At 61.4% G+C, this 12540-nt stretch carries 11 protein-coding genes; 9 read left to right on the forward strand and 2 right to left on the reverse strand.

Going from position 1 to position 12540, the window contains the following annotated elements:
• Window positions 1-134: 134 nt before the first annotated feature.
• The gene (locus tag ACSFE6_RS28700; protein WP_435430761.1) at window positions 135-1340 is read left to right on the forward strand and encodes an aminotransferase class V-fold PLP-dependent enzyme; all 1206 of its coding nucleotides are present in this window, start codon (window positions 135-137) and stop codon (window positions 1338-1340) included.
• Window positions 1337-1741, forward strand: coding sequence for a SufE family protein (locus tag ACSFE6_RS28705; protein WP_435430762.1), 405 nt, complete (start codon window positions 1337-1339; stop codon window positions 1739-1741). Before ACSFE6_RS28700 ends, ACSFE6_RS28705 begins: the two co-directional genes overlap by 4 nt.
• An 89-nt stretch (window positions 1742-1830) precedes the next feature.
• On the opposite strand, the gene tcdA is transcribed toward ACSFE6_RS28705, so the two are convergent.
• On the reverse strand, window positions 1831-2643 hold the full coding sequence (tcdA, locus tag ACSFE6_RS28710) for a tRNA cyclic N6-threonylcarbamoyladenosine(37) synthase TcdA (RefSeq protein WP_435430763.1): 813 nt from the start codon (window positions 2641-2643) through the stop codon (window positions 1831-1833).
• Window positions 2644-2861: 218 nt separating this feature from the next.
• Here tcdA and ACSFE6_RS28715 point away from each other — a divergent pair, with 218 nt between their 5' ends.
• From ACSFE6_RS28715 to ACSFE6_RS28730, 4 genes are all read left to right on the forward strand, one after another.
• The gene (locus ACSFE6_RS28715) at window positions 2862-5453 is read left to right on the forward strand and encodes a glycosyltransferase (RefSeq protein ID WP_435430764.1); all 2592 of its coding nucleotides are present in this window, start codon (window positions 2862-2864) and stop codon (window positions 5451-5453) included.
• Between the two features lie 218 nt (window positions 5454-5671).
• Window positions 5672-6823, forward strand: a complete 1152-nt coding sequence (gene dapE / locus ACSFE6_RS28720; RefSeq protein ID WP_435430765.1) for a succinyl-diaminopimelate desuccinylase — start codon at window positions 5672-5674, stop codon at window positions 6821-6823.
• On the forward strand, window positions 6823-7632 hold the full coding sequence (locus tag ACSFE6_RS28725) for a putative RNA methyltransferase (RefSeq protein WP_435430766.1): 810 nt from the start codon (window positions 6823-6825) through the stop codon (window positions 7630-7632). The genes dapE and ACSFE6_RS28725 overlap by 1 nt, the downstream gene beginning before the upstream one ends.
• Before the next feature lie 84 nt (window positions 7633-7716).
• Window positions 7717-8094, forward strand: a complete 378-nt coding sequence (locus ACSFE6_RS28730) for a hypothetical protein (RefSeq protein WP_435430767.1) — start codon at window positions 7717-7719, stop codon at window positions 8092-8094.
• 126 nt (window positions 8095-8220) lie between these two features.
• Here ACSFE6_RS28730 and ACSFE6_RS28735 read toward each other — a convergent pair whose 3' ends face one another.
• Window positions 8221-8430, reverse strand: a complete 210-nt coding sequence (locus ACSFE6_RS28735; RefSeq protein WP_435430768.1) for a cold shock domain-containing protein — start codon at window positions 8428-8430, stop codon at window positions 8221-8223.
• Window positions 8431-8664: 234 nt separating this feature from the next.
• Here ACSFE6_RS28735 and plsB point away from each other — a divergent pair, with 234 nt between their 5' ends.
• The 3 genes from plsB to ACSFE6_RS28750 all read left to right on the forward strand — a co-directional run bounded on the left by plsB (window position 8665) and on the right by ACSFE6_RS28750 (window position 12410).
• Entirely contained in the window at window positions 8665-11166 is a 2502-nt protein-coding gene (gene plsB, locus ACSFE6_RS28740; protein ID WP_435430769.1) for a glycerol-3-phosphate 1-O-acyltransferase PlsB, read from the forward strand.
• Window positions 11167-11280: 114 nt separating this feature from the next.
• The gene (locus tag ACSFE6_RS28745; protein ID WP_435430770.1) at window positions 11281-11679 is read left to right on the forward strand and encodes a YbaY family lipoprotein; all 399 of its coding nucleotides are present in this window, start codon (window positions 11281-11283) and stop codon (window positions 11677-11679) included.
• 41 nt (window positions 11680-11720) lie between these two features.
• Window positions 11721-12410, forward strand: a complete 690-nt coding sequence (locus tag ACSFE6_RS28750; protein WP_435430771.1) for a DUF4197 domain-containing protein — start codon at window positions 11721-11723, stop codon at window positions 12408-12410.
• Window positions 12411-12540 lie beyond the last annotated feature (130 nt).

Raw genomic sequence — 12540 nt, forward strand, 5'->3', positions numbered from 1 at the left:
CCCTCTCTCCCCCCCCCCCCCCCCCCCCACCCCCCCCCCCCCCCCCCCCCCCCCCGCCCCTCCCCCCCCCCCCCCCCCCCCCCCCCCCCCCCCCCCCCCCCCCCCCACAGTGTCAGGCGTATAGGCCGAATAGCATGATGATTCCCTCTCCCTGGCGCGCCGATTTTCCGGCCATCGCCGCGCTGCAACGGCAAGACCAGACCTATCTGGACAACGCCGCCACCACGCAAAAACCCCAAGCCCTGCTCGATGCCCTGGCGCACTACTACGCCAATGGCGCGGCCAACGTCCATCGGGCGCAACACCTGCCCGGCGCCCACGCCACCCAGGCGTTCGAGGACAGCCGCCGCAAAGCCGCGCAATGGCTCAATGCCGGTGACAGCGGGCAGATCATCTTCACCCACGGCGCGACGTCCGCGCTGAATCTCCTGGCCTATGGCCTGGAACCTCTATTCCATCCGGGCGATGAAATTGTCATCAGCGCCCTGGAGCATCACGCCAACCTGCTGCCGTGGCAGCAACTGGCACACCGCCGCGAGTTGAAACTGGTGATTCTGCCGCTGGACGCCGACGGCGTGATCGATCTTGAAGCCGCCGCACGATTGATCGGTCCACGCACGCGCCTATTGGCGGTCAGCCAGTTGTCCAACGTGATCGGCGCCTGGCAACCCCTGCCCGCGCTGTTGGCGATGGCCAAGGCGCACAACGCATTGACGGTGATCGACGGCGCCCAGGGCGTGGTCCATGGCCGCCACGACGTGCAGGCACTGGGTTGCGACTTTTATGTGTTTTCCAGCCACAAGCTCTACGGCCCCGATGGCCTGGGCGTGTTGTTCGGGCGCAACGAAGCGCTGCAACGGCTGCACCCCTGGCAATTCGGCGGCGAGATGGTGCTGGACGCCAACTATCACGACGCACGCTTCCGCCCTGCGCCGCTGGGCTTTGAAGCCGGTACGCCACCGATTGCCAGCGTGATCGGACTGGGGGCGACACTGGACTACCTCGCAGGGCTCGATCAGGACGCGGTGTCTGCTCACGAAGCGGCGCTGCATGACTACCTGCTCAAGGGGCTGGAGGCCCGCAATGGCATCCACCTGTTGGGCAAGCCGCAAGTGGCACTGGCGAGTTTTACCATCGAGGGTGTGCATAACTCGGATCTGGCGCACCTGCTGACCGAACAAGGGATTGCCGTGCGCGCCGGTCATCATTGCGCCATGCCGCTGCTCAAGAGCCTTCACCTGGCTGGCGCGATTCGGGTGTCGTTGGCCCTGTACAATGACTCCGAAGACCTGGAGCGGTTTTTCGACGCACTGGATCAAGCACTGGAGTTGCTGCGATGAGTCTGCCTGCTGACGCCGTGACAGCGCTGGAAGCCTTTCAAAATCTGCCGGGCTGGGAACAACGGGCGCGCCTGCTGATGCAATGGGGCGAACGTCTGCCCGCGTTGAGCGATATGGAAATGTGCGACGCCAACCGAGTGCACGGCTGTGAAAGCCAGGTGTGGCTGGTGGGCGAGCTGAATGATGGCCACTGGTTGTTCAAGGCCAATAGCGATGCACGCTTGATTCGCGGGTTGGTGGCGTTGCTGCTGGCGCGGGTCAACGGGTTGTCTGCGGCTGAGTTGAAGCAGGTGGATTTGGCGGGCTGGTTCAATCAGTTGGGGCTGGGTCGGCAGTTGTCCCAGTCAAGGAGCAATGGATTGAATGCGGTGCTTCAGCGGATGAATGAGTTGGCGGGTTAATCGCCTTCGCGAGCAGGCTAGCTCCCACAAGGGAAAGCATTCCAATGTGGGAGCTAGCCTGCTCGCGAAGAGGCCATCAGCAGCAACGCTTAAACCTGAGGTTTGACCCGATCCGCCGGCCGCCGTACCCCGGCCACAATCTTGTCCACCGCCTTGGTCGCCGCGACCATGCCGAACGTCGCCGTCACCATCATCACCGCGCCAAAGCCGCCGGCGCAGTCGAGCTTCACGCCATCGCCGACAAAACTCTTCTGCAGGCAAATGCTGCCGTCCGGTTTCGGGTACCGCAGTTGCTCGGTGGAAAACACGCACGGCACGCTGTAATGACGGGTCACGGTGCGTGAGAAGCCGTAGTCGCGACGCAAGGTGGAACGCACTTTCGAAGCCAGCGGGTCATTGAAGGTGCGGTTCAGGTCGCAGACCTGGATCAGCGTTGGATCGATCTGCCCGCCCGCCCCGCCGGTGGTGATGATCTGGATCTTGCGACGCTTGCACCAGGCGATCAGCGCCGCTTTCGCGTTGACGCTGTCGATGCAGTCGATCACGCAGTCGATGTTTGGCGTGATGTACTCGGCCATGGTGTCGCGGGTGACGAAATCAGGCACCGCGTGCACCGTACAGTCCGGGTTGATCCCGCGCAGGCGTTCGGCCATCACCTCGACCTTGGGTTTGCCGACGGTGCTGTCCAGCGCGTGCAACTGACGGTTGGCGTTGCTGACGCAGACGTCGTCGAGGTCAAACAGTGAAATCTCACCGACACCGCACCGAGCCATGGCTTCCGCCGCCCAGGAACCGACGCCGCCGACACCGACGATCGCCACGTGGGCCGCCCGCAGGCGCTCCAGCCCCTCAATGCCATACAAGCGGGCGATGCCTGCAAACCGCGGATCTTCTGTACTCATGACCTACACCTCAAAAACCGGCGCGCATTATAGGGCTTCGCAGCTACAAGTTTTAAGCTTCAAGCTACAAGAGTAAGAACTTATGTGAAACCGGATTGCCCAATATCAGGCAATTCCCTGTCTGCTGTGCGGTCAGGGAAGGCCCGGTGTAGGATGCGCGCCCCTTGGCGGCAATCAACCGTTCCCTCGTTCCACAGCCTTTGGAACCCGAAATAACCATGTCATCCCGTAAATTTGGACTCAACCTGGTCGTGGTGCTCGCCATCGCGGCCTTGTTTACCGGCTTCTGGGCGCTGATCAACCGCCCGGTCACCGCCCCCAACTGGCCTGAACAGATCTCCGGCTTCTCTTACTCGCCGTTCCAGCAGGGGCAATTCCCACAGAAACAGCAGTATCCGACTGACGACCAGATGCGCCGCGATCTGGAGATCATGAGCAAACTGACGGACAACATCCGTATTTACTCGGTCGATGGCACGCTGGAGAACATCCCGAAACTGGCAGAGGAGTTCGGCCTGCGAGTGACCCTGGGAATCTGGATCAGCCCGGACCAGGAACGCAACGAGCGGGAGATCACCCGCGCCATTGAACTCGCCAACTCCTCGCGCAGCGTCGTGCGTGTTGTGGTTGGTAACGAAGCGATCTTCCGCAAGGAAATCACCGCCCAGGAACTCAGCGTCCTGCTCGATCGCGTCCGTGCCGCTGTAAAGGTGCCGGTCACGACCTCCGAACAGTGGCACGTCTGGGAAGAGCATCCGGAGCTGGCCAAACACGTCGACCTGATTGCCGCCCACGTCCTGCCCTACTGGGAATTCATCCCGATGGACAAGGCCGGGCAGTTCGTCCTCGACCGTGCCCGCGACCTGAAAAAGATGTTCCCGAAAAAACCGTTGTTGCTGTCTGAAATCGGCTGGCCGAGCAATGGCCGCATGCGCGGTGGCGCCGATGCCTCGCCGGCGGATCAGGCAATTTACCTGCGCACCCTGGTCAACAAGCTCAACCGTCAGGGGTTCAACTACTTCGTGATCGAAGCTTTCGATCAGCCGTGGAAGGCCAGTGACGAAGGTTCGGTCGGCGCTTATTGGGGCGTGTTCAACGCCGCGCGCCAGCAGAAATTCAACTTTGAAGGCCCCGTGGTCGCCATTCCGCAATGGCGCGTGCTGGCCATCGGCTCGGTGGTGTTGGCCCTGCTGTCGCTGACCCTGCTGATGATCGACGGTTCGGCCCTGCGCCAGCGTGGCCGTACCTTCCTGACCTTTATCGCGTTCCTCTGCGGTTCGGTACTGGTGTGGATCGGTTATGACTACAGTCAGCAATACAGCACCTGGTTCAGCCTGACGGTGGGTTTCCTGCTCGCCCTCGGTGCACTCGGCGTATTCATCGTATTGCTCACCGAAGCCCACGAATTGGCCGAAGCGGTGTGGATTCACAAGCGGCGCCGGGAATTCCTGCCGGTGGTCGGCGATTCCAGCTACCGCCCGAAAGTCTCGATCCACGTACCGTGCTACAACGAGCCGCCGGAGATGGTCAAACAGACCCTCAATGCCCTGGCCAACCTCGACTATCCGGACTTCGAAGTCCTGATCATCGACAACAACACCAAGGACCCGGCGGTCTGGGAACCGGTGCGCGACTATTGCGCAACCCTCGGCCCGCGCTTCAAGTTCTTCCACGTCGCGCCACTGGCCGGCTTCAAGGGCGGTGCGCTCAACTACCTGATCCCGCATACCGCCAAGGATGCCGAAGTGATCGCGGTGATCGACTCCGATTACTGCGTGCACCCTAACTGGCTCAAGCACATGGTGCCGCACTTCGCCGATCCGAAAATCGCCGTGGTGCAGTCGCCGCAGGACTACCGCGACCAGAACGAAAGCACGTTCAAGAAGCTCTGCTACGCCGAGTACAAAGGCTTCTTCCACATCGGCATGGTCACCCGTAACGACCGCGACGCGATCATCCAGCACGGGACCATGACCATGACCCGGCGCTCGGTGCTCGAAGAACTGGGTTGGGCCGACTGGTGCATCTGCGAGGACGCCGAGCTGGGCCTGCGCGTGTTTGAGAAAGGTCTGTCGGCGGCGTATTACCACGACAGCTACGGCAAGGGCCTGATGCCCGATACCTTTATCGACTTCAAGAAACAACGCTTCCGCTGGGCCTACGGCGCAATTCAGATCATCAAACGCCACACCCGCGCCCTGTTGCGCGGCAAGGACACCGAGCTGACCCGTGGCCAGCGCTACCACTTCCTCGCGGGCTGGTTGCCGTGGGTGGCGGACGGCATGAACATCTTCTTCACCGTCGGTGCGCTGTTGTGGTCGGCGGCGATGATCATCGTGCCGCAGCGGGTCGATCCGCCGTTGCTGATTTTCGCGATCCCGCCGTTGGCGTTGTTCGTGTTCAAGGTCGGCAAGATCATCTTCCTCTACCGTCGCGCCGTGGGCGTGAACCTCAAGGATGCGTTCTGCGCGGCCCTGGCGGGACTGGCCTTGTCGCATACCATCGCCAAAGCGGTGCTGTACGGCTTCTTCACCAGCAGCATTCCGTTTTTCCGCACCCCGAAGAACGCCGATAACCATGGCTTCTGGGTGGCGATTTCGGAAGCGCGGGAAGAGCTGTTCATCATGCTCTTGCTGTGGGGCGCGGCCTTGGGGATCTTCCTGGTCAACGGAATGCCAAGCAACGACATGCGCTTCTGGGTCACCATGCTGCTGGTGCAGTCGTTGCCGTACCTGGCAGCGCTGATCATGGCGTTCCTGTCGTCGCTGCCAAAACCTGCAGCCGAAGTCGAAACGGCACCAGCGGTCTAATTCTTCACCGATGCACTAAACGGCGGCCAATGGTCGCCGTTTTGCTTTAAGATAACCGCCATTTTGCAGGGCTTGGCGTGATACCCATCCCTGTGGGAGCCAGCCTGCTGGCGATAGCGATGTAACAATCACCCTTTATGTTGACTGACACACCGCCATCGCCAGCAGGCTGGCTCCCACATTGGCCTCTGCCCAATTTCAAGTTTCCGGAGTTTTCCATGACGGCCCACGCCGACCTTTCGCCGACCCTTCAACTCGCCATCGACCTGATTCGCCGTCCGTCCGTGACGCCGGTCGACGCCGATTGCCAGAAGCAGATGATGCAGCGCCTGGGCGATGCCGGTTTCACGCTGGAACCGATGCGCATCGAAGATGTGGATAACTTCTGGGCCACCCACGGCAAACACGACGGCCCGGTGCTGTGCTTCGCCGGTCACACCGACGTGGTGCCAACCGGCCCGGTGACCGCCTGGCAGATCGACCCGTTCAACGCGGTGATCGACGAACACGGCATGCTCTGCGGGCGTGGTGCGGCGGACATGAAAGGCAGCCTGGCGTCCATGACCGTAGCGGCCGAGCGTTTCGTTGCTGACTACCCGGATCACAAGGGCAAGGTCGCCTTCCTGATCACCAGCGACGAAGAAGGCCCGGCGCATCACGGCACCAAGGCAGTGGTTGAACGCCTGGCGGCGCGGAAAGAGCGTCTGGACTGGTGCATCGTCGGTGAACCATCGAGCACCAGCCTGGTAGGCGATGTGGTCAAGAACGGCCGTCGCGGCTCCCTCGGCGCCAAGCTGACCGTGCGCGGCGTGCAGGGTCATGTGGCCTATCCGCACCTGGCGAAAAACCCGATCCACCTCGCCGCCCCGGCCCTGGCGGAACTTGCCGCCGAGCATTGGGATCACGGCAACGATTTCTTCCCGCCGACCAGTTTCCAGATCTCCAACGTCAACTCCGGCACCGGCGCGACCAACGTGATTCCCGGTGATCTGGTGGCGGTGTTCAACTTCCGCTTCTCCACCGAGTCCACTGTCGAAGGCCTGCAAAAGCGCGTCGCCGACATCCTCGACAAGCATGACCTGGACTGGCACATCGACTGGGCGCTGTCCGGCCTGCCGTTTCTCACCGAACCGGGCGCGCTGCTGGACGCGGTGTCGTCGAGCATCAAGGACATCACCGGTCGCGAAACCAAGGCGTCCACCAGCGGCGGCACTTCCGATGGACGCTTCATCGCGACCATGGGCACGCAAGTGGTCGAGCTGGGGCCGGTCAATGCGACGATCCACCAGGTCAACGAGCGCGTACTGGCGGCCGACCTCGATGTGCTGACCGAGATCTACTACCAGACCCTCGTCAAGTTGCTCGCCTGATGCTCGCTTGCCCGATCTGCAGCGAACCGCTCAATGCGGTGGACAACGGCGTGGTCTGCCCCGCCGGACACCGGTTCGACCGTGCGCGCCAGGGTTACCTGAACCTGTTGCCGGTGCAGCACAAGAACAGCCGTGACCCAGGGGATAACCAGGCGATGGTCGAAGCCCGTCGCGACTTCCTCAACGCCGGGCACTATGCGCCGGTGGCCAGGCGCCTGGCGGAACTGGCAGCCGGTTATGCGCCGGCGCGTTGGGTCGACATCGGCTGTGGCGAGGGTTACTACACCGCACAAATCGCCGAGGCCCTGCCGGACGCCGACGGCTATGCGCTGGACATTTCCCGCGAAGCGGTCAAACGCGCCTGCAAGCGCAACCCTCGGCTGACCTGGTTGATCGCGAGCATGGCCCGAGTACCGTTGGCGTCGGGCAGCTGCCAGTTCCTGGCCAGCGTTTTCAGCCCACTGGACTGGAACGAAGCCAAACGCCTGCTCAGCCCCGGTGGCGGCCTGATGAAAGTCGGACCGACCAGCGGCCACCTGATGGAGCTGCGTGAGCGGCTTTACGACGAAGTCCGGGAATACACCGACGACAAGCACCTGGCCCTGGTACCGGAGGGCATGGCGCTGGCGCACAGCGAAACCCTGGAGTTCAAACTGACCCTTGCCAGTGGCCAGGACCGGGCGAACCTGCTGGCCATGACGCCCCACGGCTGGCGCGCCAGTGCCGAGCGACGGGCTGCGGTCATCGAACAGGCAGAGCCGTTCGAGGTCACCGTCTCGATGCGCTACGATTATTTCGTACTTCAATAACCCAAATAATTTTTGGTCTTGGCCAATGGTTCGAGACCGGCTAAATCCGCGAATGGATTTTTCAGACACGCAGTGAGGACATCCATGCGCCAGCCCGATATCGAGATTTACCTGAAAGACGCCGACGTCGACCATAAAGCCATCGCGGCCTGGCTCGGTGCGGCATTGGGTCCGTGCACCGACTGGGTACAGAAAGGCCAGACCTGGAAGTGTAAGGCCGGCAACGTGCCAGTGACCTGGTTGCCCAAGGCCGTAGGCAAATGGAACAGCCTGTACCTGGAAAGCGACCAGACGCCGTGGGACGACGACATCGCCTGCGCCCGCGCCGCGTTTGCCGCGCTGAATGTCGAAGTGCGTTGTGCACCCGGTAGCTGGGTAGAGGAAGAAGGTGAGGAAACAGCAGACCGCTGGATTCGCATCAGCGCCGATGGTGAAGAAGAAATCACCTGGAAAACGGCTTAAAAAAGCCGCACACAAAACCTGTGGGAGCGAGCCTGCTCGCGATTGCAGAGTGTCAGCCAACGATGATGTCGACTGATACACCGCAATCGCGAGCAGGCTCGCTCCCACAGTTGTTTTGGGCGATGTTTACAGGCCGACGACGTCTTCGGCCTGCAACCCCTTCTGCCCTTGCACCACCGCGTACTCCACCTGCTGCCCCTCGGTCAGCGAACGGTGGCCTTCACCGCGAATCGCGCGGTAGTGCACAAACACATCCACCCCATCCGCACGCTGAATGAAGCCGTAGCCCTTGGCGTCGTTGAACCACTTCACGTTGCCGGTTTCACGTGTTGCCATCTGTTCATACTCCTTTTTTATTATTGATCGGGCTTTTCGCAGGAAAGCCTCGGGAACGTCAGCCTGCACATGCCGTCCCATGAAGGGCAGCGGCGACAGAGCGCCGAGTATATGTCAGACGTTTAATCTCTCAACAGGACTTTAATGGCCGCTTTTTTGCCGATTTTCGGCGAATCCGGCACACTAACGCGCTCCCGAGCAAACGCTCGGTTCATCCACTCAAGCAGATGCCGTATGACCCGCTCCCCGCTTCGCCGTCTTGTGTTTGGCACCCTGCGCCGACTCTTGTACCTCTGGGTTCGCTCGGAGACGATCAACCAGTCGTCGTTCACCCTCAACCTCGACCGCAGTCGTCCGGTGTTCTATGTCCTGCAAAACCCTTCGCTGACCGACCTCGCCGTGGTCGATACCGAATGCACAAAAGCCGGCCTGCCGCGCCCGGTGCTGCCGGTATCGGTGGGCAACCTGCTGGAGCCGGCAGCGTTCTTCTATCTCACCCCGGATCCGGACTGGCTCGGCCGCCAGGACAAGCGCGGTGCCCCGCCGACCTTGACCCGGCTGGTCAGCGCCCTGAGCCAGAACGCCACCGAAGATGCGCAGATCATTCCCGTCAGTGTGTTCTGGGGTCAGTCGCCGGATAGCGAATCGAGTCCGTGGAAATTGCTGTTCGCCGACAGCTGGGCGGTCACAGGGCGTCTGCGTCGCCTGCTGAGCATCATCGTGCTCGGTCGCAAGACCCGCGTGCAATTCTCCGCACCGATCCACCTGCGCGAGCTAGTCGCGCACAACAAGGGCCACGAGCGCACCGTGCGCATGGCCCAACGCATCCTGCGGGTACACTTTCGCAACCTGAAAGCCGCGGTGATCGGCCCGGACATTTCCCACCGTCGCAATCTGGTGAAAGGCTTGGTCAACCAGCCCTTGGTCAAGCAAGCGATTCTCGATGAAGCCGAGCGCGAAAACATTTCACCGGAGAAAGCCAAGGCCCAGGCCCTGCGCTACGGCAACGAGATCGCCTCGGACTACACCTACACCGCGATCCGTTTTCTGGAGGTGGTGCTGAGCTGGTTCTGGAACAAGATCTACGACGGCATCAAGCTCAACAACATCGAAGGTGTGCAGAAGGTCGCTCCGGGTCACGAAGTGATCTATGTGCCGTGCCACCGCAGCCACATCGATTACCTGCTGCTGTCCTATCTGCTGTTCCGCAACGGCCTGACCCCGCCGCACATTGCCGCCGGGATCAACCTCAACATGCCGGTGATTGGTGGCCTGCTGCGTCGAGGCGGTGCGTTCTTCATGCGCCGTACCTTCAAGGGCAACCCGCTGTACACCTCAGTATTCAACGAATACCTGCACACCCTGTTCACCAAAGGTTTCCCGGTGGAGTACTTCGTCGAGGGCGGCCGTTCGCGCACCGGGCGCATGCTGCAACCGAAAACCGGGATGCTGGCGATCACCCTGCGCAGCTTCCTGCGGTCTTCGCGGATGCCGATCGTGTTCGTGCCGGTGTACATCGGCTACGAGCGCGTGCTGGAAGGCCGCACTTATCTGGGCGAATTGCGCGGGGCGAGCAAGAAAAAAGAATCGATCTTCGATATTTTCAATGTCATTGGTGCACTCAAGCAGCGTTTTGGCCAGGTCGCGGTGAACTTTGGCGAGCCAATCAAACTGGCCGACTTCCTCGACAGCGAACAACCGGACTGGCGCAAACAGGAACTCGGCCCGCAATTCAGACCTGCCTGGCTCAACGAAACCACCAACCGCCTGGGCGAGAAAGTCGCGCAGCACCTGAACGAAGCGGCGGCGATCAACCCGGTCAACCTGGTGGCCCTGGCACTGCTGTCCACCAGCCGCCTGGCCCTGGACGACCGCGCCATGGCCCGGGTGCTCGACCTTTATCTGGCGTTGCTGCGCAAGGTTCCGTATTCGCCGCACACCACGCTGCCAGAGGGTGACGGCCGTGCCCTGATCGAGCATGTGAAGGACATGGACCTGCTGTCCGAGCAGAGTGACGCCCTGGGCAAGATTCTCTATCTGGACGAGCAGAACGCCGTCCTGATGACCTACTACCGCAACAACGTACTGCATATCTTCGCGCTACCGGCCTTGCTGGCGAGCTTCTTCCAGAGTGCCTCGCGCATGAGCCGCGAACAGATCCTGCGCTACACCCGCGCGCTGTACCCGTACCTGCAAGCGGAGCTATTCATTCGCTGGTCGCTGGACGAGTTGGATGCTGTGATCGATCAATGGCTGGAGGCGTTCGTCGAACAAGGCCTGCTGCGCTTCGAGAACGATGTCTACCTGCGCCCGGCGCCGAGCTCACGGCATTTCGTGCTGCTGACGCTGCTGTCGAAAAGCATCGCCCAGACCCTGCAGCGCTTCTACATGACCGTTTCCCTGCTGCTCAACAGCGGCCAGAACAGCATCAGCGCCGAAGAACTGGAAGACCTTTGCACGGTCATGGCCCAGCGCCTGTCGATCCTGCATGGCCTCAACGCACCGGAGTTCTTCGACAAGAGCCTGTTCCGCCACTTCATCCAGACGATGCTGGATCTCGAGGTGCTCAAGCGCGACGAGGCCGGCAAGCTGGGTTATCACGAACTGCTGGGCGAACTGGCCGAAGGCGCGGCCAAACGGGTGCTGCCGGCGGAGATTCGCTTGTCGATCCGGCAGGTGGCGTTGCATCGCAGCGAGGATGCGGCGGACCAACCTGTCATCCAATCCGAGACCTGATGTAAAACCTGTGGGAGCGAGCCTGCTCGCGAAAATGGTGTGTCAGACGACTAAAGTGTTGAATGTCGCACCCTTCGCGAGCAGGCTCGCTCCCACATGAGAAGGAAATCTGCCATGAAAAAGCTCTCTCTGTTAGCCATGACCGTACTGCTCACCGCCTGCCAACATCCAACGCCGGCGCCCAAGGCATCCCTCGACGGCGAAGTCTTCTACCTGCAACGCATCGCGCTGCCACAGAACGCGATCCTCAGCGTCAGCCTGCAAGACATCTCGCTGGCCGATGCGCCAGCCAAGGTCATCGACGAACAACGCGGCCCGGTTAAAGGCCAGGTGCCACTACCATTCCATCTGAGCTACAACCCTGAGAAGATCGAGCCCAATCACCGTTACTCGATCAATGCACGCATCGAAGTCGATGGCAAACTGCTGTTCATCACCACCGAGAACCACGCCGTGCGCCTGGACGGCACTGACCCGCAACCCGTGAAGGTCCGTGTTGACGCGGCCCGCTAGGGCTTATTGAAACAAGTGTCTTTTTGAAAAAGGAAGTTGCCATGCTCCGCCCTACCCTTCGCTTTGCCGGCCTGTGCGCAGGCTTGATGATCAGCGCCAGCGCCCTGGCGCTGTCCCTCAGCGACCTGTCGCAAAAAGACGCCACCGGCGGTCTCAAGGACGCCCTGACCCAAGGTGCGCAACTGGCCGTGAAACAACTCGGTACGCCGGGCGGCTTCAGCAACAACCCGGACGTAAAAATCGAACTGCCAGGCAAACTGGGCAAGGTCGCCAGCAAGATGAAGCAGTTCGGCATGAGTGATCAGGTCGACCAACTGGAAGCCAGCATGAACAAAGCCGCGGAAACCGCCGTGGTCCAGGCCCAGCCGATCCTCGTCGATGCGGTGAAGAAGATGACCGTCGATGACGCCAAGGGCATTCTCAGCGGCGGCAACGACTCGGCCACCCAGTACCTGAACAAAACCAGCCGCGAACAAATCCGCGCCAAGTTCCTGCCGATCGTCAAGCAAGCCACCGACCAGGTGGGCCTGGCCCAACAATACAACGCCTTCGCCGGCCAGGCCGCGACCATGGGCGTCATCGACGCCAAGAGCGCCAACGTCGAAAACTATGTCACCGAACAGGCACTGAACGGTTTGTTCGAGATGATCGGCAAGCAGGAAGAAGTGATTCGCAAGGATCCGGCGGCGGCTGCGACCAGCTTGGCGAAAAAGGTATTCGGCACGCTTTAACGGCTATCTGTAGGAGCTGGGGGGGGGGGGGGGGGGGGGGGGTTGGGTTTTCGCCTGAACTGGCCACCATCCTCAGAAGCGCCTACCGAAAGAGGGTTATCTACGTAGGGTTTGCGTGTGGGATGAACAT

It is taken from the genome of Pseudomonas baetica, from assembly GCF_051216495.1.
Lineage (GTDB): Bacteria > Pseudomonadota > Gammaproteobacteria > Pseudomonadales > Pseudomonadaceae > Aquipseudomonas > Aquipseudomonas baetica_B.